Annotated in this window: 19 protein-coding genes; 10 read left to right on the plus strand and 9 right to left on the minus strand. The window is 59.0% G+C overall.

Features of this window, described 5'->3' with window-relative positions:
- Window positions 1-30: 30 nt before the first annotated feature.
- Together KI614_RS08645 and KI614_RS08650 are read right to left on the minus strand one after the other, a co-directional pair.
- A complete protein-coding gene (locus tag KI614_RS08645) occupies window positions 31-267 on the minus strand; it encodes a thioredoxin family protein (RefSeq protein ID WP_226404648.1) in 237 nt (78 codons plus the stop codon).
- Window positions 268-308: 41 nt separating this feature from the next.
- A complete protein-coding gene (locus KI614_RS08650; RefSeq protein WP_226404650.1) occupies window positions 309-1751 on the minus strand; it encodes a permease in 1443 nt (480 codons plus the stop codon).
- 304 nt (window positions 1752-2055) lie between these two features.
- Between KI614_RS08650 and KI614_RS08655 the strand changes: the two genes are divergently transcribed.
- From KI614_RS08655 to KI614_RS08665, 3 genes are read left to right on the plus strand one after another with little or no spacing between them, the layout of a single operon-like run.
- Window positions 2056-2544, plus strand: a complete 489-nt coding sequence (locus tag KI614_RS08655) for an RNA methyltransferase (RefSeq protein ID WP_226404652.1) — start codon at window positions 2056-2058, stop codon at window positions 2542-2544.
- A gap of 32 nt (window positions 2545-2576) precedes the next feature.
- A complete protein-coding gene (gene sbcD, locus KI614_RS08660) occupies window positions 2577-3797 on the plus strand; it encodes an exonuclease subunit SbcD (RefSeq protein ID WP_226404655.1) in 1221 nt (406 codons plus the stop codon).
- Window positions 3794-7285, plus strand: a complete 3492-nt coding sequence (locus KI614_RS08665; protein ID WP_226404657.1) for an AAA family ATPase — start codon at window positions 3794-3796, stop codon at window positions 7283-7285. Before sbcD ends, KI614_RS08665 begins: the two co-directional genes overlap by 4 nt.
- Before the next feature lie 15 nt (window positions 7286-7300).
- Here the strand turns inward: KI614_RS08665 and msrA are convergent, their stop codons facing one another.
- Window positions 7301-8608, minus strand: coding sequence for a peptide-methionine (S)-S-oxide reductase MsrA (gene msrA / locus KI614_RS08670; protein WP_226404659.1), 1308 nt, complete (start codon window positions 8606-8608; stop codon window positions 7301-7303).
- Window positions 8609-8796: 188 nt separating this feature from the next.
- Here msrA and KI614_RS08675 point away from each other — a divergent pair, with 188 nt between their 5' ends.
- Together KI614_RS08675 and KI614_RS08680 are read left to right on the plus strand one after the other, a co-directional pair.
- Window positions 8797-9654 (plus strand): exonuclease domain-containing protein, encoded by an 858-nt coding sequence (locus KI614_RS08675; RefSeq protein WP_226404662.1) that lies wholly within the window; start codon window positions 8797-8799, stop codon window positions 9652-9654.
- 8 nt (window positions 9655-9662) lie between these two features.
- Window positions 9663-10121, plus strand: coding sequence for a CreA family protein (locus KI614_RS08680; RefSeq protein WP_226404664.1), 459 nt, complete (start codon window positions 9663-9665; stop codon window positions 10119-10121).
- Window positions 10122-10197: 76 nt separating this feature from the next.
- On the opposite strand, the gene KI614_RS08685 is transcribed toward KI614_RS08680, so the two are convergent.
- Together KI614_RS08685 and KI614_RS08690 are read right to left on the minus strand one after the other, a co-directional pair.
- Window positions 10198-10893 (minus strand): YecA family protein, encoded by a 696-nt coding sequence (locus tag KI614_RS08685; RefSeq protein ID WP_226404667.1) that lies wholly within the window; start codon window positions 10891-10893, stop codon window positions 10198-10200.
- Between the two features lie 68 nt (window positions 10894-10961).
- Window positions 10962-11753 carry an AraC family transcriptional regulator gene (locus tag KI614_RS08690; RefSeq protein ID WP_226404669.1) on the minus strand — a complete coding sequence of 264 codons (792 nt, stop codon included), beginning with the start codon at window positions 11751-11753 and terminating at the stop codon, window positions 10962-10964.
- 83 nt (window positions 11754-11836) lie between these two features.
- On the opposite strand from KI614_RS08690, the gene KI614_RS08695 reads away from it, so the two are divergent.
- Window positions 11837-13045: an MFS transporter gene (locus KI614_RS08695; protein ID WP_226404671.1), complete on the plus strand. Its 1209-nt coding sequence runs from the start codon at window positions 11837-11839 to the stop codon at window positions 13043-13045.
- Between the two features lie 17 nt (window positions 13046-13062).
- Here the strand turns inward: KI614_RS08695 and KI614_RS08700 are convergent, their stop codons facing one another.
- Window positions 13063-13392, minus strand: a complete 330-nt coding sequence (locus KI614_RS08700) for a hypothetical protein (protein ID WP_226404680.1) — start codon at window positions 13390-13392, stop codon at window positions 13063-13065.
- 5 nt (window positions 13393-13397) lie between these two features.
- Here KI614_RS08700 and gcvA point away from each other — a divergent pair, with 5 nt between their 5' ends.
- Complete coding sequence (gene gcvA / locus KI614_RS08705; RefSeq protein ID WP_226404682.1) at window positions 13398-14342, plus strand: transcriptional regulator GcvA; 945 nt, start codon at window positions 13398-13400, stop codon at window positions 14340-14342.
- Between the two features lie 33 nt (window positions 14343-14375).
- On the opposite strand, the gene KI614_RS08710 is transcribed toward gcvA, so the two are convergent.
- From KI614_RS08710 to KI614_RS08720, 3 genes are all read right to left on the minus strand, one after another.
- The gene (locus KI614_RS08710) at window positions 14376-21137 is read right to left on the minus strand and encodes a heme utilization protein (protein WP_226404685.1); all 6762 of its coding nucleotides are present in this window, start codon (window positions 21135-21137) and stop codon (window positions 14376-14378) included.
- Between the two features lie 178 nt (window positions 21138-21315).
- The gene (locus tag KI614_RS08715) at window positions 21316-22206 is read right to left on the minus strand and encodes a radical SAM protein (RefSeq protein ID WP_226404687.1); all 891 of its coding nucleotides are present in this window, start codon (window positions 22204-22206) and stop codon (window positions 21316-21318) included.
- A gap of 3 nt (window positions 22207-22209) precedes the next feature.
- The gene (locus tag KI614_RS08720; RefSeq protein ID WP_226404689.1) at window positions 22210-22635 is read right to left on the minus strand and encodes an acyl-CoA thioesterase; all 426 of its coding nucleotides are present in this window, start codon (window positions 22633-22635) and stop codon (window positions 22210-22212) included.
- A 116-nt stretch (window positions 22636-22751) separates the two neighbouring features.
- On the opposite strand from KI614_RS08720, the gene KI614_RS08725 reads away from it, so the two are divergent.
- The 3 genes from KI614_RS08725 to nfsB are packed head-to-tail and all read left to right on the plus strand — an operon-like array spanning window position 22752 to window position 23955.
- A complete protein-coding gene (locus KI614_RS08725) occupies window positions 22752-23120 on the plus strand; it encodes a YajD family HNH nuclease (RefSeq protein WP_226404691.1) in 369 nt (122 codons plus the stop codon).
- Between the two features lie 59 nt (window positions 23121-23179).
- Window positions 23180-23305 (plus strand): hypothetical protein, encoded by a 126-nt coding sequence (locus KI614_RS16365; protein ID WP_264178056.1) that lies wholly within the window; start codon window positions 23180-23182, stop codon window positions 23303-23305.
- Window positions 23302-23955 carry an oxygen-insensitive NAD(P)H nitroreductase gene (gene nfsB, locus KI614_RS08730; protein WP_226404694.1) on the plus strand — a complete coding sequence of 218 codons (654 nt, stop codon included), beginning with the start codon at window positions 23302-23304 and terminating at the stop codon, window positions 23953-23955. The genes KI614_RS16365 and nfsB overlap by 4 nt, the downstream gene beginning before the upstream one ends.
- Window positions 23956-23973: the final 18 nt, after the last annotated feature.

Here is a 23973-nt window from a genome sequence, read left to right on the forward strand (position 1 = left end):
GTCGCGGACAGTACAGGTCAGCCAGAGCGGTTAACCCGCCTTCAGCCACGAGGTAATCTCCTCTTTGCTCGGCATGCGACCCGCGACCTTGACGTCTTCGTTGATCACCAGTGCCGGCGTGGCCAAGATGGGATAAGCCATGATCCTATTGATATCGGTCACGTGATCGAACGTGGCTTCGACACCGATAGCATCAGCGGCTTCTTTGGTTAGTTGTTCGAGTCGCTTGCATTTGGCACAACCACTGCCAAGAATTTTGATGTCCATGGGGAGCTCCTGCGAGTGAATGAGCGGCTTGGAGTGACACCCTACAGGGCGTGTGCGGCATGTTGCCGCTTATCCATATAATGCAAGGCACCGAACAAGACCGCGATGAACGCCACGAATCCGAGGGCGACGGTGCTGATCGATGTCCCATCCGTCCATGCACCATAGGTCAAACCGGCCAGGGTAGAAAAGACGGCAACCAAGCCGACGTAGGTCCAAGCCTTGAGCTTGCCGATGATTGCCGACGTAATAAGGATGCTTTGCAAGGAAAGTTCCGGATCGGCCATCAAATAAGCGATCAGTGGGCCGGGGTGCATGCCCAGCGAGAGAAACATCTTGGCGATAGGTACTTCAACGAGCGTCGGGAAATACATGAAAACACCAAACATAACGCCCACCATATTAGCCAAAACCGAGTTGCTGCCCGCAATCGCCTGCACCCATTCGGGGTGAATGAACATTCGAATCACACCGACCACAAATACCCCCACGATCAACAGCGGGAAAATCATCTTCACAAAACGCCAGGTTTCCCACAGCCATTGCTGAATATCCCATGCTTCAAAGCGACGACTCAGTGACCACAAGCTGATGAGCATCGCCGCTACGACAAGGGTGCGGCCCGACAGGGTGACCACGAGGCCGGTATCGTTGGTCACAATGCCCAGCGCCGCGAATATTAGTGTGGCGGCAATCAAACCAAGTGATGCGAAGGTCAGACGAGTGAAGCCGTCATCGACCTTGCCCAGACCACGCCAAGCGGCAAGGGCAATCAGTCCGAGCATGCCGATGAGAATGACGCCCTGCACGCTCAGGCCTTCGTCGCCTTTGATCAGATCGATAGGGAGCAGCGCATTGAGCGAGTTTTGAATCGCTACCGCGGTCGCCCAGGGCAGTTCAACGCTCAGTAACGGTGTGGTCAGGAAATCCAGCTTGAGCGTACCGCCTAGCAGCAACACAATCAGCGCACCGAGAAAGATTAGTGTATGGCGGGATAGCCCCTCACCGCCCTCAAAGGCGGCGGTATTGTCCAGACGCACAGTATCGCTGCGATGAAAAATCAAGGCCATGATCATCCCGATGCCGATACCGAATACCAGCGATAGCACGAGTCGGGCAATGGCAAAGTCAGCACCGAGCGCAACCCCGGTGTAAGACAGGGCGAGTATGTTGGCCGCTGGTGCAAAAAACATGAAAGTAATGGCTGGGCCTAGCCCCGCGCCTTTGCTGTAAATTCCAGCGAAGAGCGGCTGTACCGTGCATGAGCACACAGCGAGCAAACTACCCGCACCCGCAGCGGCCGGATACGCCACCCACTTGGGCGCGGCGGGCCCGAGAAAACGCACGATCGATTGCTGGGGCACCAGCGCCGAAAGGGCGCCCGCAATGAAAAATGCCGGCACCAAACAGAGCAGTACATGGGCCGCCAGATACGAGGCAAGGCTGGCAATACCGCTTTGTAGAGCCGCGAGCACGATATCCATGGTTATCTTTCAGTTATTTGGCTTGAGCTCGCGCTCTATTTTTGTCCAGCGCCAGCATCCGGCACTATGACAGTTGAACAAAAGAATTGACTGTGCGGTAGCGCACTGTGGATGCAACGATTTGGAGCAGGAGTCTGGCCGCTCCCGGCTGAATCGAGCCAGATCACTGATCAATCGGGTGATACCTGATAGAAACTCACATAAATATCTCCAGCCTGCTCGACTTCAAGTTCGACAATCCCGCCCCAACAGCCTCTCCCCGGAAGATAATGACGGCCGCGCTTTTACTATTGAATCATATCGAATGAAGACCACCCTCACCCGCAACCAGGCCGTCAAGGATTACACCGGCTATGCCTGTCTTGGTTTATACAACCCGAAAGGCCCGGAAAACGTCGGGGCGATCATGCGGGCGGCGGGGTGTTACGGCGTGAATTCGGTGTTTTACACCGGCAAACGTTATGAGCGGGCGGCGGAGTTTCGGACCGATACCAAGCAGGTTCATCTGCAATTACCGCTGATCGGCGTTGATGATTTGCAGCAGGTGATTCCCTTTGGCTGTACGCCGGTGGCGATCGAGATTCACCCCGAGGCCAAACCGCTGACTGAATACCGCCATCCGGAACGGGCTTTTTATATTTTCGGGCCGGAAGACGGCAGCCTGAAGAAGAGCGTCACCGACTGGTGCCAGGACATCGTCTATATCCCGACGCACGGTTGCATGAACCTCGCTGCGACGGTCAATGTCGTGCTCTATGACCGGATGCTCAAGGCGATCCGCAGCAACGATTAAAATCCCCCCTCTTCCGGCTTCTACTTTCCGACATGCGCATTCTCCACACCTCCGACTGGCACCTCGGCCAGCACTTCATGGGCAAGAGCCGGCAGGCCGAGCATCAGGCGCTGATCGACTGGCTGCTGATCGAGGTTGAGAAACAGGCAATCGATGCCATCCTGATTGCTGGCGACATTTTCGATACCGGCACGCCGCCGAGCTATGCCCGCGAGCTGTACAGCCAGTTGGTTGTCCGGCTGCATGCGGCTGGCGTACCGCTGGTGTTGCTCGGCGGCAACCATGATTCGGCAGCGACACTGGGCGAAAGCAGCGCCCTGCTCGACCGGCTTGGCGCAAGCGTGATCCCGACGATCAGCGACGACCCGGCCGAACAGGTTTTGCTGCTGAACCAGCGCAACGGCGAGCCGGGCTGCCTGCTCTGCGCGATTCCCTTCATTCGCCCGCGCGACCTGCTGAAAAGCCAGGCCGGGCAAAGCGCCGAGGAAAAGCAGTTGTCGCTGCAACAGGCCATCCAGCAGCACTATGCTGCGGTCTACACGGCTACGCAGGCAAAAATGGACGCGCTGGCGATCCGCTTGCCGATCATGGCCAGCGGCCATCTGACGACAGTCGGTGCCAGCGCCAGCGAATCGGTCCGCGAAATCTACGTCGGCGCGCTCGAAGCCTTCCCGACCAGTGCCTTTCCGCCGGTCGACTACATTGCCCTCGGCCACATTCACCGAGCGCAGAAAGTCGGCGGACTGGAACATATCCGCTACAGCGGCTCGCCCATTCCGCTCAGTTTCGACGAGGCCAAACAGCAAAAGGAAATGCTGCTCGTCGAGCTCGATGCCAACGGTCTGCAATCGGTCAGCGCCCTGCCCGTACCGCGCTTTCAGGGGTTGGTTGCGATCAGCGGCAGCCTCGCCTCGCTGTCCGGCCCGATTGGCGCGGCAGCGGCTGAAGGCACGCGTGAACGCCCGACCTGGCTGGAAGTGACCGTTGCCGAAGACGATTACCTGGCCGACCTGCCGGCGCGCATCGAAGCGCTGACTGAAGGCTGGCCGGTCGAAGTGCTGCGCATCCGCCGCCAGCGCGGCAACGCCACCGCAAGACTGGTGGCCGCGGCAAGCGAAAGGCTGGACGAACTCAGCCCGAACGATGTGTTTGCCCGACGTCTGGCCCAGGAAGAACTTAGCGACGAAATGCAGCAATCGCTCAACGAGCGTTACCGCAGCGTGGTCGCAGCCCTGCAGGAGCCGGACCTATGAAAATCCTCACCCTGCGCCTGAAGAACCTCAATTCGCTCAAGGGCGAATGGCGTATCGACTTCACCCGCCCGCCCTTCACCGACAACGGTTTGTTCGCCATCACCGGCCCGACCGGCGCCGGCAAATCGACGCTGCTCGATGCCATCTGTCTGGCGCTTTATCACCAGACGCCACGGCTCGACAAAATTTCGGCCAGCGACAACGACCTGATGACGCGGCACACCGCCGATTGTCTGGCCGAGGTTGAATTCGAGGTCAAAGGCACGGTCTACCGCGCCTTCTGGAGCCAGCGCCGCTCACGCGACAGGCTCGATGGCGCACTGCAGGCGCCCAAGGTGGAACTGGCCAGAATCGAAGCCAACGGCGAAGGTAGCATCCTCAGCACGCAGACCAACGACAAGCTGAAGCGCATCGCCGAGATCACCGGCCTCGATTTTCCGCGCTTCACCAAGTCGATGCTGCTCGCCCAGGGCGGTTTTGCCGCCTTCCTCAATGCCAGCGCCAATGATCGGGCGGAACTGCTCGAAGAGCTGACCGGCAGCGAAATCTATGGCGACATTTCGAAGCGCGTTTTCGAGCAGGCACGCAATGCGCGGGCCGAACTCGATCAACTGAAAGCACGCGCCGAGGGCATGGCCCTGCTGAGCGACGAAGAGCGCAACAGCAAGCAAACCGAAATTGTCGGTCTCGACACCCGGCAAAGCGCGCTGCTGCAACAGCATCAGCTCGTCCGCCAGCAGCACCAGTGGCGCCTTGATCTGGCCCTGAATGCACAGGAAATGCGGAGCGCCGAAGAAAAACTGCGCGCGGCCGGCAATGCGCTGGAGGCTGCCGCGCCGGAACTCCGCCGCTTGAGCGGCAGCGAGCCGGCCGAAGCAATCAAGCCGCTGCATCTGCACTGGCAACAAAGCGCCCGGCAATGCGCTGAAAGTGAATCAGCACTCAAGACGCTGGGCGAACAGCACCAGCAATTGCAGACCACGCTGTACGCCCGCCATCACAGCGCCAGCGCGGTGGCCGAACGGTTGGCTGAGCGCACCGCCACCCAACTGAATAGGCTGCAAGCCGAAAGCCGGCAACTGGCCGAATTCAGCGCCCGCCACCCGCAACGCGCCCGACTGGGCGAACAATTGGCCGTCTGGCGCAGCCAGTTCGACCAGCGCCAGACACTGCTCAACAACGTGCTGAGCGTACAAAAAATGCAGCAGCAACTGGCCAGCGAGCAGCTTGAGCATGAGCGCCAGCTGGCCGCCCGGCTTGTCGCGGTCAACAGCGCCAATCAGGCCAAAATCACCGCCGAGACTGCGGCACAAAAAGCGCGCGACGATCAGAACAAGCTGCTCGCCGGGCGTCATTTCGGCGAACTGCGCCAACAATGGCAGATCGCGCAGAACCATCTCGGCAGTTGGCGGCAGCTCGAACAACTCGCCGGCCAGCGCCGCGACCTGGCAAGCCAGCACACCCGCCATAAAACCAAATCGGCTCAGCTGGCCCTGAAAATCGAGGTGCAGGACAAAGCCTTGCTGGCGCTGCGCGAACAACACAAGTCACTCAAGTCTCAGCTCGATGACAAGCAGAAACTACTGGAGCAGGAACGTCGCATCCGCGATCTGGAAGCCCATCGCCAGCATCTGCAGCCCGGCCAGCCCTGCCCGCTGTGCGGTTCGGCCGAGCATCCGGCCATTGCGGCGTATCAATCGCTCGATATTTCGGCCACCGAACGCGCCGTGAAGGAGATTGAAGCGGCGCTTGAAGCCAACACGCAAACCGGCCAAAAAGCGCGCGATGCGCTGATCGCCAGCCAGACCGAGCAGAAGGAAGGCGAAGCGCAGCGTCTCAAGCTCGAACAGCAACTGGCCGGGCAACTCAGCGACTGGGCCAGACTCTGCGCCGCACTAGCCGACACAGCGCCAGGCATCGACGATTGGCAGGAGGCCGGCTTGCTGGCCGCACGCCTGCTCGCCGCCGAGCAACTGGTCGCAACCCTGAGCCAGTCACTGCAAGCTGCCGAGCAATGCGAACAAGCCGTCAAACTGACCGAAAAACAACTGACCGAGTGCGCCCAGGCCACGCAAATGGCGCTCAACCAGCACGCCTTGCAACAGCAAGCGCTCAACAATGGTCTGGCAAGGCAGGCTGAAAACCAAAAGACGCTGGCCAGCCAGCAGCAGGAACTCGATGAACTCGACCAAGGCTTGAACAGCGCCTTCACGCTCGCCGGCTACGACCGCCCGGATCAGCCCGCCATCTGGCTGCAAACGCGCGAAACCGAGTGGCAGGAGTGGCAGAAGAACGAACGCCGCCGCCAGGAACTGGCCGAAACCATCAGCCGCCAGCAAAGCCGCAGCGAAGCGGCACAGGCTCAGGCTGAACAGTGGCTCAACCGACGCAATGCGCTCTCCGTTGTCGATGGCCAGGCACCGATGGTCGTGGAAATCCCCGACACCGTCGGCAACGATGAACTGATCCGCCGACTTGACCAAGACAGCCAGTCCATCGAACAACTCAGCCAGCAACTGGCCGCACTGGCCGGACGCCAGACGCAGTTGGGCAGCGACCTGAGCCGCCAGCAGGCCACCCTGCGCGAAGCTACGCAAAACTGGCAGAACGCGCTGACAGCCAGCCCCTTTGCCGATCTTGCGGCCTTCTCCGCCGCCTTGCTGGCTGTGGATGAAAAACAAAGACTGACGCAACTCAAGGAAACCTGCCAGCAGGCCAAACAAAAGGCCGAAGCCTTGCGCGATGCAGCTCGTGACAAGCAGGTTCGCTTGCAGGCGGCAGCACCGCCGAGTGCCACGGTCGACGGTCAGAATCAGCCGATTTCCGAATTACCGGAGCTTGAACAGCAACTGGCGGCCGGCGAAGCCGATTTACGCACGCTGAGCGAACAGCTAGGTGCCGTGCGCGCCCTGCTCGCCCGTGACGCACAGGCCCGCCAGAGCCAGCAGGCGCTCTTCGCCGAGATTGCAGCGCAAACGACCGAAAGCGATATCTGGCAACGGCTCGACAGCCTGATCGGCTCGGCCAGCGGCAGCAAATTCCGTAAATTCGCCCAAGGCCTGACGCTCGACCATCTGCTGCACCTTGCCAACCACCACCTTGCCCGACTGCACGGCCGCTACCTGCTGCGCCGAAAATCGACCGGCGAACTGGAACTGGACATCGTCGACAGCTGGCAAGGCGAGGTTGCCCGCGATACGCGCACGCTGTCCGGCGGCGAAAGCTTCCTGGTCAGCCTGGCGCTGGCTTTGGCGCTCTCCGACCTGGTCAGTCACAAAACCTCGATCGACTCGCTATTCCTCGACGAAGGCTTCGGCACGCTCGATGCCGACACGCTGGAAGTGGCGCTCAACGCACTCGACACCCTGAACGCCAGCGGCAAGATGATCGGCGTGATCAGTCACGTCGAGGGGCTTAAAGAGCGCATTCCAGCCCAGATCAAGGTAGACAAGGGCGGCGGCATCGGCCATTCGCGAATCAGTCTCTAAGGGCCGGATAACGCTTTATTTTTCGTTGTCCGGCACAAATTTCAGCACATTGCCATTGATGCAGTAACGCTTGTAGGTCGGTGCCGGGCCGTCATCGAACACGTGGCCGAGGTGAATGCCTGAACTGGCGCTGCGCACTTCGACCCGGCGCATGCCGTGGCTGGCATCGACATGTTCGGAGATGGCGCCGGGCAGCGGGTTGAAGAAGCTCGGCCAGCCGGTGCCGCTTTCAAATTTGGTATCGCTGCGGAACAAGGCGACGCCGCTGACCGGATCGACAAAGGTACCGGGTCGCTTTTCATCGAGGTTGGAACCGGTAAATGGGCGTTCCGTCCCCTGTTCGAAAGCGATGCGACGCTGCTCCGGCGTCAGCAGGCGCTGCCCCAGCCATTGCCAGAAGCGCGCGGTTTCCCCATTGAAGCCGGTATAGCGCGACACTTCCTTGCCGTTTTCGAACAGCACCATGGTCGGCGTGGCAAACAAGGCTTTCTCCAGCGACCAGCCGCTCGGCGCTTCGGGGCTGAGCGTGCGCACAACGGCCACCGGCGACTTCCAGTGATCCAGCACATCGGCCTTGAACTGGCGGCAGAAGGCACAATCCTCGGCTTCGAAAACGACCAGCTGGCGCTCGAAATTGAGTTTTTTGCCATCCAGCGGCGGGGTCTTGGCAGCGACCGACTGGATTTTCGAGCCGTCGACCGCGGCAACCGGATACTTGACGCCGGTCCCACCCAGTCCGCAATAGCCGTTCGGATTTTTTTGCAGGTAATCCTGGTGATATTCCTCGGCGGTGAAATAAGTTTTCAACGGCGCAATTTCGGTCGTGATGGCGCCCAGCTTGGTGGCACTGAGGGCCGATTGGTAGGCGTCGCGCGTCTTCTGCGCAACAACGCGTTGATTCTCGTCGTGGGTATAAATGGCACTGCGGTAATTGGTCCCGACATCATTGCCCTGGCGGTCGCCCTGTGTCGGATTATGACTTTCCCAGAACTGGATCAACACCCGTTCGAGATCGACCCTGGCCGGATCGAACGTCACCTTGACCACTTCGGCATGATTGCGCTGCGTACTTTTGCCCCACTGCAGCAGTCGCTCGTGGGCCAGCACAGCATCGTAGGTGCCTGCCACGTCGCCATTGGCATAGCCGCTTTCAACATCGAGCACACCGGGGATGGCCGCCATGCGCTTTTCAGCGCCCCAGAAACAGCCCATGCCGAGGACAATCGAATCAACCTGACCGCTGGCCGGCTGAACCTTGGCGGTCGTCGCCTGGACTTTGTCATCGGCACAGCCGCCGATCAGAAAACTGGTAGAGAGAGCCAAGATCATTCCTTGAAAAAAACGACGCGAAAACATGATTTGCCTTTCGATGGCTTCGGACACGAGAAGAGTGCCTTGCCTGCTGCGGGTGGACGGTGCAAAAAGCGGGAGGTTCAATCGATTAGTCGTTATCCGCGGCGAATCCTTACACGTGTGCAAAAAACAGGCCGGCTCGTGAGAAAATCCGGGACATGCGCCCCTTAGCCTTTGTCGACCTGGAAACCACCGGCGCCACCGCCGCCACTGACCGTATCACCGAAATCGGCATCGTTGAAGTCGATCCCGACGGTACCGTGCGCGAATGGCAGCAACTGGTCAATCCGGGCATCTCCATTTCTCCCTTCATCGAGCAGTTGACCGGGATCAGCAACGCCATGGTGGCCGATGCCCCGGCCTTTGCCGATGTCGCTTGCGAAACCCTGCGCCGCCTTGAAGGCCGCCTGTTCATCGCACACAACGCCCGCTTCGACTACGGTTTCCTGAAAAGTGAATTCAAGCGCCTCGACGTCATTTTTCGCGCCAGTTCGGTATGCACCGTCAAGCTGTCGCGCGACCTTTATCCAGAACACAAGCGCCACAACCTGGACAGTCTGATCGAACGCCACAACCTGGTGGCGGCCGCCCGTCACCGGGCGCTGGCCGATGCCCAGCTGATTCACCAGTTCTGGCACAAAATCCATGTCGACCGCGACACGGCTGCCATCGCCGCGGCGCTCGACCTACAACACGCCACACCGGCACTACCGGCCGAAATCGATCCGGGCATTCTCGACGAACTGCCGGAATCACCCGGCATCTACCTGTTTTATGGCGAACATCTCGGCCAAGCGGAAACGCCGCTCTACGTCGGTCGCTGCCGCGACATTCGCCAGCATATCCTCGGCCATTTCGTCGCCAATCCGTCGAGCGAGCGCAAGGCGCGTCTGGCGCGCTCGGTGCGGCGCATCGAGTGGCACGAAATCGCCGACAATACCCAGGCGCAACTGCGCGAAAACAGCCTGATCCGCCAATTGCTCCCAGCCTACAACCGCAAGCCCAGCCGTTCCTGAGGAATGCCATGAAATCACGCATCGCCCTGCTCGCCGCACTCTTTGCCGCCCTGCCCGTGGTGGCTGAAGAAGTCGGCTGCGTCACCACCGCCTGGAAACTGATCGGGGCCAACCATCGTGTTTGCGTCTATGCCTTCGACGATCCGAAAATTCCGGGTGTCACCTGTCACTTCAGCCAGGCCAAGACCGGCGGCGTCAAAGGCACTTTCGGGCTGGCCGAAGACCCGTCGCAGTTCTCGCTGGCCTGCCGCCAGATCGGCCCGATCAGCTTGCCGGCCAAACTGAGCAAGGACGAAATTGTGTTCAGCGAAGACACTTCGCTGATGTTCAAGGAAACGTCGATTCACCGTTCCTTCGATGAAAAACGCAACGTGCTGATCTATCTGGCGATCAGCCGGAAGATCATCGAAGGGGCCCCGGCCAATGCGATATCAACCGTCCCGTTACAACCTTGGGGGGCGCGCTGAATTAGTTTAATTACCGGTCAACAAAAAACGGCACCCGCATTCAGGGTGCCGTTTTTACGATGGCGATGGATCGAAATCAGTTCAATTTATCTGGTCGACCGCAGCATTGCTTGAATTTCCGGCCACTGCCGCAGGGGCAAGGATCGTTCCGGCCGGACTTCGGCTCTTCGTTTCGGACCGTGCCACCCGAACGTTTATTGCGCCAGAAGTTGTAAAGCGCCTGGACGATGACCGGCAGATTTTCCTGGATATCATCGATCAGGCGAGCCTCTTCAGCCGGCGAGAACCAGCGATCGCCACTTTTCTCGACGTCTTCCTTGAGCATGCCATTGAGCAGGAACATCGGCTCCAGCAATTCCGAAAGATCTTCGGCATGCTTGCCGGCCAGTTCGTACCAATCACCGGCCAGGCCCGCACCGTAGACGTAGGAATCGGCCCAGGCAGCATAATCGTAGTTTTCGCAGCTTTCATCAATCGGATAAAGAACCGGTGAAACGGTCTCGTCAGCCAGCAGGGCTGCGGCGATATCGTTGTTCAGGCGCATCAGCAATTCGAGGGCCTCGGCGACTTGCGGGTCGTCTGTCTTTTCGGCCCCCTTGCCGAGCACATCCGGCAACCAGACCGCAGGAGCAACCGGAATCGGGCCGCTGACAATGGCGCAAAGAATCGCCTGGATTTCGTCCAGGCGCATCGCATCGCCCTGAAATACGTCGGCTTCAAGTACCTGTTCGAGCCGGTCGAGATCGCTGTCGTTGAGTGGAGCTAGGGTCATGTTGTTTTTCCTGTCGGACATTTTGGTTCAAAGCCAAGTATAGGTGGCCGGGACGAGTGCGCCAACCGTCAGATAGCACTTTGCAGAAAAGAGCTGGGTGGAACACCGAAGGCCCGCTTGAACATCGCCGAAAAAGCAGCCGGACTGGCATAGCCAAGCGCATGCGCCACTTCGCCAAGCGGCCAGCCGCGACCAATCAGATCAAGCGCGCGGGCCAGCCGGACTTGCTGCCGCCAGGCAGCGAAATGAGTGCCCAGATCGCTCTTGAACAAGCGCGCCAGGGTCCGCTCGCTGGCGCCGACCCGCTCGGCCCACTGCGTCAGGCTGAGCGGCGTGCCGGGATCATCCATCAACGCACTGCACAAGGCCTGCAAGCGACGATCTTTCGGCAGTGGAAATCCGAGTGAGAGCGGTGGCGCACGACGCATTTCTTCGAGCAACAAGGCAATCATCAAGCGGCGTCTTTCGCGGTCGACTGCCCTATCTGGCTCAATTTCACTCAATGCCTCGATCAGGGAGCGCATCAGGTCGGAAACCTCGACAACGGCACAGGCATCAAGCGGCAACGGAACCACTTCTGCCGCCACGTACACCGTCCGCAACTCAACTTTGCCCAGCATCACGACATCGTGTTCGATACCCGGCGGAATCCAGACGGCACGCAAGGCCGGAACCAGCCAGGCCATGCCGGCGGCTGAAATACGGATGCTGCCGCGCAAGGGATAAGCCAGTTGCGCCCAATCGTGGCGGTGCGAAGGGACGTGCACATCGGCTGGCGGCGACCGCAAATTGACCGTTACCGGCTCATCGACTGTCGGTGCTCGACGCGGGACAGGATCAAAAGGCAGATGTGTCAGCATTGCAATAGTTTTTGTCTCATTATTGAAAATACGTCAGCACGAAGCATTCTAGACTAAGACGCTCGTTTTCTGATTTTTCAGCCATGCCTTCATCTCATACCTCGCCGGATGCACGCCACGATCTCGAAACCATTTCGCTGATCGGTTTTGTACATGGCGTATCGCACTTCTTTCATTTGCTGCTTCCACCGCTCTTTCCATGGCTAATGGCTGAATTCGGTCTGAGCTTCACGGCCATCGGCGTCACGATGACCGTGTTCTTTGTCATTTCCGGAATAGGCCAGGCGGCGGCCGGCTTTCTGGTCGACCGCTTTGGTGCGGCGCGCATACTGGCAATCGGCATTTGCTGCTTCGCCTTGTCGGGCGTCGTCCTTTATTTTGCCAACGGCTACGCCATGCTGATTGCCGTCGCAGCGATTGCCGGCCTGGGCAACAGCGTTTTTCACCCGGCTGATTTCACCGTACTCAACCGCCATGTCTCGCAACCGCGGCTGGGCCATGCATTCTCGATCCACGGCTTGTCCGGCAATATCGGCTGGGGTCTGGCACCGATCTTCATGACCAGCATTGCCGCTTACGCAGGCTGGCGCTACGCCGCCCTCGGCGCCTCGCTGCTGGCTCTGAGCGCATTGGCCCTGCTGCTCTGGCGACGTTCAGCACTAGCCAGTCCGCTGATTGAGGAAGCCGACAAAACTGTATCGAGCAACGCCTCGATTTTCGACTTCCTGACGGTCCGTGCCGTCTGGCTCTGCTTTCTGTTCTTCCTGCTGATCACTTCGGCATTCGGCGCCATTCAGAATTTTGCCAGCCCTATCCTGCAAGCGCTTTACGGACTGACCATCACCAGCGCGGCCAGCGCTTTATCGGCTTATCTTTTCGGGGGGGCTGGCGGCATTCTGCTCGGCGGCTTCCTGGCCAGGAAAGGCGAACAGGAGCGCCTGATTACCGCAGCACTGGGCGCCGCTGCTGCCCTGGCCATACTGCTCGCGATCGGCATCCTGCCTGGCTGGAGCATCCTGCCGCTGATGGCGGCAATCGGTTTCTGCACCGGCATCGCCGGCCCATCGCGCGACTTGCTGGTTCGCCGGGCAGCAACCGCTCGTTTCGGTCAGGCAGCCTTCGGCCGGATTTACGGTTTTGTCTATTCCGGACTCGATGTCGGGCTGGCGCTAGCCCCTGCCGTTTTCGGCCAGTTGATGGACGGCGGACGTTACAGCGATGTCCTGATCGGCATCGCCGTCTTGCAGACACTGGCGATCTTTACCGCTTTGCGTGTCAGCAAGACCATCTGATCTGTCGATTGCCCGGGTCAGAACACCGGCCCGGCAAACACTTCCTTGAAATAAGCATCGACATCGTTTTCAACCATCCGCATTCCCGGCAGGTAAGGCGTTGTTTTTCCGATCGAGACGACGGGGGCGCCCGCATCGGCTTCAAAAACATCGGCATAACTCATCACTTCGGCCTGTTTGGCCGACTTGAAACGATTTAACTGAGCAATAATTTCGGTCAGCGACATGGTGATTTCCTTACATGAAACAAAGTTGATGGCTGCAATATAGGTTTTATGTTGCAGCGCAGCAAACAATGATTTATTGTGGTCAGCATTAGTTTTACTTAACCCGCTAACCCGAATCATTTCTCTTGCCCTACCGCCTTCCTCCCCTTTCCACCCTGCGTACTTTCGACGCAGCTGCCCGCCACCTCAGTTTCAAGCGAGCGGCTGAAGAGTTGTGCGTTACGCCGGCCGCCGTCAGTCAGCAAGTCAAGACACTGGAAACCCATCTCGGCGTTGCCCTCTTTCTACGCCACCAGAAGGGCCTGCAGCTGACCGAAGCCGGTCTGGCCATGCACCCCAAAATACGGGAAGGCCTGGACTGCTTTTCAGCCGGTATTGAAGCGACACGGCTCGATGGTCAGCTTGCGCTGAACCTGAGCGCTCCGCCTTCATTTGCAACACGCTGGCTGGTCCCTCGCCTGCCCCGCTTTTCATCTGCTCACCCTGAAGTGGCCATCAGGATTTCAAGCTTGCGCGACAATATCGACGGCCAGCAGGGATTGACCGTGCCTGCCGGCGCGACAGCCGGCAAGCGCAGCGAAGGGATTGATGTGGCGATCCGTTTCGGCACTGGGCAGTATCCGGGCTACCAGGTCAGGAAAATCGTTGCCCCGGAATTCGTCATGGTGTGCAGCCCGCGTTTGCTTGAAGGAACGTCGCCCTTGCTGCAGCCGGAAGATTTGCGGCACCAAACCTTGATTCACGACGAATCGATTCCACTCGTTGATATGCGTCCGAGTTGGGATGAATGGCTGAAACTGGCCAATGTCAGCGGTGTTGATAGCGAACGCGGCCCACGTTTCTCGAATTCACTGATGGCACTTGAGGCTGCGCTGGAAGGTCAAGGCGTTGCGCTGGCCCTCAAACCGTTGATCGAAGCCGATCTGGCCGCCGGTCGCCTGGTTATTCCCTTTGCCATCAGCATGCCTTCGGCCTACGTTTATTTCCTGGTCACCGCCAAAAGCGTGGCAGAAAAAAGCATTGTTCTCGCCTTTGAACAATGGTTGCAGGCTGAAATCAACGCTCGTTAAAGCGTTGACCGCGACATTCGCCAGGCGGCGCTGCTAGCGTTCGGGAATGAGCAGGTTTGCCCCCGCCGTCCCCGCAGGCAGAGTGGTGCAGGAAACGCCCGGCAGTGCCGTGCATTGAATCAGCGGGCTGGCATTCAGCAAATTACCGTTGGCATCGAAGTTCCCCAGGATGCCAGCCATGCTGCCGGCAACCGGGGTTTCATTCGCCGCCGGGATCAGTGGTGCAATGCCCGGCAAAGCCGCATTCAGCGTATCGGGATACGAAGCCATTGCATCGACCAGACTGCTGACCTTGCCCTGCAACACGGTATCAGTTGAACTGGCCGGCGCCTTGTCGGCCCGGAACCAGACATCGGCCATTTGGTGCACCGAGCCATCCTGCATCTCGTAACTTGAAGTCAGGCCGATCAGGTTGCCGTTATCGAACGATGCGGTACTGGCCGAAGTCAGATCGAGCTGTGTGATACCGACCGAATCGAGCGTTTTCAATTCATCCGTCTGGCTGACACCATCTGCATTGCCATCGACCCAAAGGCCGAGATCGCCCCAGGCATCATCGGCTTGCGTCAGCACACCATCGCCGTTGCTATCCAGGGCTTGCATGGCCACAAAGCCATTGCTTGCATTTTCACCACTGGCCAGCACGGTTGCTCCCCCGAACAACTCGCTGCCATCATTGATCAGGCCGTCGTGATTGCGATCCATGACCAGCAAGGCATCTCCGCCGGTGATCCAGCCGGTCGCGATCTTCTGGCCAGTGCCCAGCATGTCGAACTGAACGCCATTCTCCATGCTCAAGGTCGAGATGCCGTCACCATTGAGATCAAGCACGATCGGCGTGACATAGAGGTAGGAGATCTGGTCGCTCATGGCGGCCAGTTGATCGGTCGTCAAGGCGGCGCGCTGATCGTTGGTCAGTGCCGAAACCTGATCGGTTGTAAAAACATGCACCTGATCGGTCGTCAGGCCTGCCTGAATTTGCGTGGTGGTCAAAGCCACAAGCTGCGTCGTTTGTAGCGCCAGAACATCCGTCGTTTCCATCGACGAAAGCTGATTTGTCGTCAATGCAACCAACTGTCCGGTGGTCAGGCCAACAACCTGCTGCGTAGTCAGTGCAACGATTTGCTCGGTGGTCAGACCGGACTGAATCTGGGTCGTGGTCAATGCAGCGACATCTTCGGTTGCCAGGGAAGCAATCTGCCCGGTGGTCAGAGCCGCAATATCCTGGGTTTCGAGCGCCACAATCTGTGCGGTACTCAACGCGACCAGTTGGTTTGAAGTCAATCCGGCAACTTGCCCGGTGGTCAGGGCGACAACCTGCGCGCTACTCAAGCCGCTCTGAATCTGAGTGGTGGTCAGGGCGGCAATTTCCGTCGTCGTCAATGCAGCAATTTGCGTCGTACTGAGACCGGAATTGATCTGCTCGGTGGTCAGGGCTGCAATCTGGGATGTGGACAAGGCCGCCAGATCGGCTGTTTCAAGTGCGCCAATCTGCCCTGTGCTGAACGCTGTCAGCTGGCGGGTCGTCAGCGCCTGCACCTGCTCCGTGGTCAGTGCGGCAACCTGGGCGGTTCCCAGTCCGTTGGCAATCTGGCTGGTACTGAGTGCAGCAATCTGGTCCGTCGTCAAACTGGCAATCTGGCTGGTCGTCAACACGCCTAGCTGAGCGGTACCCAGCAAACTGGCAATCTGGTCGGTACTCAAAGCAGCAACCTGGAGGCTGGTCAGCGCGCTCAATTGCTCGGTGGTCAGTGCTGCGAACTGAGTTGTCGTCAGACCATTGGCGATTTCATCTGTGGTCAAGGCCACAATCTGGCTGGTCCGCAAAGCAACAATTTGCTCGGTAGTCAGTACTGCAAACTGCGCCGGACTCAAACCAGCGCTGATTTGCTCAGTGGTCAGCGCCGCAATTTGAGCCGTGGTCAGGTCGTCCAGCTGATCCGTGTTCAATCCCTGGCGAATCTGGCTCGTCGTCAGCGCGACGATCTGCGTGGTGGACAAGGCCACAAGATCGCGGGTCTCCATCGCATTCACCTGGGCCGTCCCCAAAGCTTGCAACTGATCAGTCTTGAATGCGGCAAATTGCTCGGTCGTCAAGGCAACGATCTGGGCAGTGCTCAGGCCCGACTGAATTTGTGTTGTATTGAGTGCAGCCAGTTCAGCGGTAGTCAACGCCTGGATCTGCGCAGTACTCAAACCAAATTTGAGCTGCTCGGTACCCAAAGCCGAAATCTGATGAGTGGACAACGCAGCAATCTGGGTCGTCGCCAACCCCTGGTTGATCTGCAGCGTACTTAATGCAGCAATATCGACCGTTTCGATGGCCGCCACCTGCGTCGTGCTCAGCGCCTGCAACTGGGTACTGTTCAGGCTGGCGATCTGGTTGGTGGTCAGTGCAACGATCTGGGCCGTCGTCAGGGCAGCGACTTGAGCTGTGGTCAGGGCCGCGATATCCGTCGTTTCGATGGCCGCGACCTGTTCCGTGGTCAACACCGGAATCTGGCTGGTGCTCAGGCCGGACTGGATTTGTTCGGTGGTCAGTGCGGCGATCTGCGTTGTGCTCAGGGCTAGCAACTGGGCAGAGGTCAGACCTTGGCGGATTTGGTTGGTGGTTAGGGCGGCGATCTGACTGGTCGTCAGCGCGGCAATGTCGACCGTCTCGATGACACCGATCTGGGCCGTGCCAAGCGTGGTCAGTTGCTGGGTCGTCAAAACTGCGACCTGCCCGGTCGTCAGCGCCACCAGTTGATCCGTGGTCAGGCCGTTTTGCAGTTGGTCACTGCTCAGCGCCGCCACCTCTGTCGTGGTCAACGCCTGAATTTGCCGAGTATTGAGGCCGAGGCTGATTTGTTCCGTGGTCAGTGCGACGATCTGGCTGGTCGTCAGCGCGGCGATATCGACCGTTTCGATGGCCGCCACCTGCGTCGTGCTCAGCGCCTGCAACTGGCTGCTGTTCAGGCTGGCGATCTGGTTGGTGGTCAGCGCAACGATCTGGGCCGTCGTCAGGGCGGCGACTTGAGCTGTGGTCAGGACCGCAATATCCGTCGTTTCGATGGCCGCAAGCTGTTCCGTGGTCAGTACCGGAATCTGGCTGGTACTCAGGCCGGACTGGATTTGTTCGGTGGTCAGTGCGGCGATCTGTGTCGTGCTCAGGGCCTGTAATTGCGCGGTAGTCAGGCCCTGGCGAATCTGGTTGGTGGTCAGGGCGGCGATTTGGCGGGTCGTCAGGGCGGCAATGTCGACCGTCTCGATGACACCGATCTGGGCCGTGCCAAGCGTGGTCAGTTGTTGGGTCGTCAAAGCTGCAACCTGCCCGGTCGTCAGCGCCACCAGTTGCTCCGTGGTCAGACCATTTTGCAGCTGATCGCTGCTCAGCGCCGCCACCTCTGTCGTGGTCAACGCCTGAATTTGCCGAGTATTGAGGCCGAGGCTGATTTGTTCCGTGGTCAGCGCGACGATCTGGCTGGTCGTCAGCGCGGCGATATCGACCGTTTCGATGGCCGCCACCTGTGTCGTGCTCAGCGCCTGCAGCTGGCTGCTGTTCAGGCTGGCGATCTGGTTGGTGGTCAGTGCAACGATCTGGGCCGTCGTCAGGGCGGCGACTTGAGCTGTGGTCAGGGCCGCAATATCCGTCGTTTCGATGGCCGCAACCTGTTCCGTGGTCAGTACCGGAATCTGGCTGGTGCTCAAGCCGGACTGGATTTGTTCGGTAGTCAGTGCGGCGATCTGTGTCGTGCCCAGGGCCTGCAATTGCGCGGTAGTCAGGCCCTGGCGAATCTGGTTGGTGGTCAGAGCCGAAATTTGGCGGGTCGTCAGTGAGGCAATGTCGACCGTCTCGATGACACCGATCTGGGCCGTGCCAAGTGTGGTCAGTTGCTGGGTCGTCAAAGCTGCGACCTGCCCGGTCGTCAGCGCCACCAGTTGCTCCGTGGTCAGACCATTTTGCAGCTGATCGCTGCTCAGCGCCGCCACCTCTGTCGTGGTCAACGCCTGAATTTGCCGAGTATTGAGGCCGAGGCTGATTTGTTCCGTGGTCAGCGCGACGATCTGGCTGGTCGTCAGCGCGGCGATATCGACCGTTTCGATGGCCGCCACCTGTGTCGTGCTCAGCGCCTGCAGCTGGCTGCTGTTCAGGCTGGCGATCTGGTTGGTGGTCAGTGCAACGATCTGGGCCGTCGTCAGGGCGGCGACTTGAGCTGTGGTCAGGGCCGCAATATCCGTCGTTTCGATGGCCGCAACCTGTTCCGTGGTCAGTACCGGAATCTGGCTGGTGCTCAAGCCGGACTGGATTTGTTCGGTAGTCAGTGCGGCGATCTGTGTCGTGCCCAGGGCCTGCAATTGCGCGGTAGTCAGGCCCTGGCGAATCTGGTTGGTGGTCAGAGCCGAAATTTGGCGGGTCGTCAGTGAGGCAATGTCGACCGTCTCGATGACACCGATCTGGGCCGTGCCAAGTGTGGTCAGTTGCTGGGTCGTCAAAGCTGCGACCTGCCCGGTCGTCAGCGCCACCAGTTGATCCGTGGTCAGGCCGTTTTGCAGCTGATCGCTGCTCAGTGCCGCCACCTCTGTCGTGGTCAACGCCTGAATTTGCCGGGTATTGAGGCCGAGGCTGATTTGTTCCGTGGTCAGCGCGACGATCTGACTGGTCGTCAGCGCGGCGATATCGACCGTTTCGATGGCCGCCACCTGCGTCGTGCTCAGCGCCTGCAACTGGGTACTGTTCAGGCTGGCGATCTGCTTGGTGGTCAGTGCAACGATCTGGGCCGTCGTCAGGGCGGCGACTTGAGCTGTGGTCAGGACCGCAATATCCGTCGTTTCGATGGCCGCAAGCTGTTCCGTGGTCAGTACCGGAATCTGGCTGGTACTCAGGCCGGACTGGATTTGTTCGGTGGTCAGTGCGGCGATCTGTGTCGTGCTCAGGGCCTGTAATTGCGCGGTAGTCAGGCCCTGGCGAATCTGGTTGGTGGTCAGGGCGGCGATTTGGCGGGTCGTCAGGGCGGCAATGTCGACCGTCTCGATGACACCGATCTGGGCCGTGCCAAGCGTGGTCAGTTGTTGGGTCGTCAAAGCTGCAACCTGCCCGGTCGTCAGCGCCACCAGTTGCTCCGTGGTCAGACCATTTTGCAGCTGATCGCTGCTCAGCGCCGCCACCTCTGTCGTGGTCAACGCCTGAATTTGCCGAGTATTGAGGCCGAGGCTGATTTGTTCCGTGGTCAGCGCGACGATCTGGCTGGTCGTCAGCGCGGCGATATCGACCGTTTCGATGGCCGCCACCTGTGTCGTGCTCAGCGCCTGCAGCTGGCTGCTGTTCAGGCTGGCGATCTGGTTGGTGGTCAGTGCAACGATCTGGGCCGTCGTCAGGGCGGCGACTTGAGCTGTGGTCAGGGCCGCAATATCCGTCGTTTCGATGGCCGCGACCTGTTCCGTGGTCAGTGCAGGAATCTGGCTAGTGCTCAGGCCGGACTGGATTTGCTCGGTGGTCAGTGCAGCGATCTGTGTCGTGCTCAGGGCCTGCAATTGTGCGGTCGTCAGGCCTTGGCGGATTTGGTGGGTGGTCAGTGCCGCAATTTGGCGGGTCGTCAGTGAGGCAATGTCGACCGTCTCGATGACACCGATTTGGGCCGTGCCAAGCGTGGTCAGTTGCTGGGTCGTCAAAGCTGCAACTTGCCCGGTCGTCAGCGCAACCAGTTGATCCGTCGTCAGGCCGTTTTGCAGTTGGTCACTGCTCAGCGCCGCCACTTCTGTCGTGGTCAACGCCTGAATTTGCCGGGTATTGAGGCCGAGGCTGATTTGTTCCGTGGTCAGGGCAACGATCTGACTGGTCGTCAGCGCGGCGATATCGACTGTTTCGATGGCCGCCACCTGTGTCGTGTTCAGTGCCTGCAACTGGCTGCTGTTCAGGCTGGCGATCTGGCCGGTGGTCAGTGCAACGATCTGGTCGGTCGTCAGACCTGAGGCAATTTCATCGGTCGTCAGCGCACCAATTTGCGACGTAGTCAGGCTGGCAATCTGGGTTGATCCCAGTAGGGATAGCTGGGCCGGACTCAAACCACGTTGAACCTGTTCCGTCGTCAAGGCAGCAACCTGGGCCGTCCCCAGTGCAATCAGTTGGGCGGTAGTCAGCCCCTGGCTGATCTGGGTCGTGGTCAGGGCTGCAATCTGGCTGCTGGTCAGGGCGGCCACATCCTGCGTTTCCATTGCCTGAAGCTGATTCGTACTGAGCGTAACAAGCTGTCCGGTGGTCAACGCTGCCACTTGCCCGGTGGTCAGCGCAACCAGTTGGTCGGTGGTCAAACCGCTCTGAAGTTGCAGGCTGCTCAGTGCGGCAATCTCGCTCGTAGTCAAGGCTTGAATCTGGCTGGTACTCAAGCCAAGACGCACTTGGTCAGTCGTCAGCGCGGCGATTTGTGCCGTTGTGAATCCATTACTGAGCTGCGTAGAGGTAAATGCGCCGATCTGATTGGTCAGGAAGGAAGAAATCTGGAATGGTGAAAACGCCCCCACCTGCGATGAGGAAAAATCCTGAATCTGGGATGTCGTAAAAGCGTCGAGTTGCTCGACGGATAATTGGGCAATATCCGTGGTCGACAAGGCCTGAATCTGCGTAGACGTCAGGCCGGCAATCTGTGCGGTGGTCAGTGATGAAATGGGGGCTCTGGTCGGAGCGGCCGCCGGAGATGGCGCGTCGGATTTCGGGCGAACACCATAAACCGAGTTGAGCGCATGAATGCCCAAACCGTTCAAGGCTTTGCCAATCGGAGCCATGATCGACTTGACCGCTTTAGAGAGCAAACTCACCCGTCATCCCCGACAATTGTATTGACCGCTCGCTTAAACAAAGCGGTTAAATGTGCAAAATATAAGAAAAAATCAGCAACTGACCAAGTTTAGCAAAAAACACGGAAAACACGTCTCTAAAGCACCTGGGCAAGAAAATCGGCCCCGGATGAACGTCGACCGCAGCCCTGCCCGTCCATTACAGGCCTCGCGCCCATTTCGGCCGGAGTCCGGCGGACTCGGGCTGCAGGATCGCCTGACGTACCTGGGCCAACAGCCGCTCCTTTTCCGCGCCTAATGTTCCCTTGAGTACCAGCCAGTTTGAAGCGTGATCGCTGCGAAACACCGTGCGACGCAGATCAAGTGCTTGCAGGAACCGCTCCATTTCAACGAACAACTGGTGTTGATCGAGCGGCTCCCAGCCGGGAAAGCCTTGACGAAAGCGCGCTTCACCTTTGGGGAAACTGACCACCAGCGTTGCCAGAAACTCGGGTTGCGTCGCATTGGCCAGGCGAGCCGAGTTTTCGGCATGCTGGTGCGTCCAGCACTGGCCGCCCAGTCCGTTCAGGATCATGACCGAGCGGGTAATTCCCGCCTCACCCAGTTTGTCGAGTGCCGCACACGTCGTTTCGAAGCTTTCCCCCTTGTTGACCGCAGCAAGCACCTCATCGTCACCGGATTCGGCCCCGACATAAACCATCGTCAGTCCGGCGGCAGCCAGCTGATTCATTTCCAGCTGGCTCTTCTTGCTCAGATTGCGCGGCAAACAGTAGCTGGAAATACGACGAACCGCCGGCATGTGCGTTCGAATTGCTTCAAGAATGGCCAGCAAACGGCGAGTTGGCAAAACGAGGGCGTCACCATCGGCCAGAAATACACGCCGGATCTGATCACCGTAGCGTTGCCCGGTCAGCCGGATACTTTCCAGCACTTCATCCTGCTCACGAGCGCGAAACTGTTTTTGCGGTGCCGTATACATCTCGCAAAAAGTGCACTTGTTCCACGAACAACCGTCCGTCACCGGCAAAATCAGCGAATCGGCTTCGCTCGGGGGACGGAAAACCGGCTCGACGTAGCGAATTGGCAGCATGACTCAGTCGCCAAACCGGGCAACAAATGCCGCAGGGGCCGTCGCGGGCTTGCGTTCGGTGTAATCGAAAAACATGATGCCGTGCTTGCCACGAGCCACTTCACGGCCGCTCGCCTGATCGGTGATTTGCCAGACCAGGTCGCAACCGTATTTGTTGAAATCATTGGCCGTCATCGAAATCTGCATCACTTCACCGTGGAAAGCCTCCGACTTGTACTGGGCAGCCACGTCGGCAACGATCACCCCGACCCCCTCGACATTCAGTTCGGAGTAACCGAGTGACTTGAAAAAGCGGACTCGGGCCTCGGAAACCAGCGAAATCAGGGCGGAATTATCGAGATGGTTACCGTAGTTGATGTGATTGATATAGATCGGAAGGTCAGTTGAGAAAATGAAAGTCTCGGGTAAATCAATCTTGATGCGCGGCATGATGATCCGTAATAAAGGCAAAGACTGGCATTCTATGCGGCAAACCGGCTTGCCGCACAGCACCTGGCCGGACTACGATTCCAGCCTGTCTACTCCATTCCAAAGCGAAGCACACCATGAAAGCCATCGACCACAACCGTCTCGACAAAATCGTCAGCGATGCCCGCAAGGCGGCCGATACCCGGGCGGAAGGCTATCGCGAGCGCGCACTGAAAATTTACCCGTGGATTTGCGGTCGTTGCGCGCGTGAATTCACCACCACCAACCTGCGTGAACTCACCGTGCACCATCGCAATCACAATCACGACGACAACCCGTCCGATGGCAGCAACTGGGAGTTGCTTTGTCTGTATTGCCACGACAACGAACACCAGAAACAGATCGAGGCCGACCGTGGCTACACCGACAGCAACTCGCCTCGTGGCGGCGGTGCGACGCACAATCCCTTCGCCGCACTGCAGGGGATGCTCAAGAACAAGTCCTAAGTCAGCCCCCGGCCATTCAGGCGGACTGCTGCGGTCGACCGCCTGAAAACACGATTTTCATGCCAGACAGCATGACGCCGCCTGATTATCAATCTTTGATTGAAACAGATTCGCCGATCAAACAGTTTTTCGGCTGGCGTAAAAACCCGATACTGGCCCCACTTCTTTCAGGATCAACACCGTGAACATCGCTCAATTCAGCCAAGCCCGCTACACCACCAAAGCCTTTGACCCAGCAAAAACCATCCCTGATGCAACCCTGGCCGAGATGCGGACCCTGTTGCGCAACAGTCCTTCGTCGGTCAATTCCCAGCCATGGCACTTTGTCATTGCCGGCACGGCCGAAGGCAAGGCCAGAGTGGCAAAAGCCACCGAAACCGGTTTCGCCTACAACACAGCGAAAATCCTGAATGCCTCGCACGTCATTGTTTTCTGCGCCCGTACCGGGATCGATGAGTCGCATCTGGCCAAGGTGCTGGCCAGCGAAGAGCAGGATGGCCGTTTTGCCACCCCCGAAGCCAAGGCAGCCCAGAACACCTCGCGCAGCTTTTACGTCAATCTTCATCGCTACGACCAGAAAGATGCACAGCACTGGATCGAAAAGCAGGTTTACCTGGCACTGGGCACGGCCATGCTCGGCGCAGCCACGCTCGAAATCGATGCCTGCCCGATGGAAGGTTTCGATGCCCGCATCCTGGATGAAGAACTGGGCCTGCGCAGCCAGGGACTGACCAGCGTTGCCTTGCTGGCCCTGGGCTACCGCAGCGCAAATGATTTCAATGCCAAGCTGCCGAAATCACGCCTGCCGGTTGAATCCGTCCTGACTGAAATCTGAAGCAAGGCGGCACAAGCC

It is taken from the genome of Dechloromonas denitrificans, assembly GCF_020510665.1.
In the GTDB taxonomy this organism is placed as follows: domain Bacteria; phylum Pseudomonadota; class Gammaproteobacteria; order Burkholderiales; family Rhodocyclaceae; genus Azonexus; species Azonexus denitrificans_B.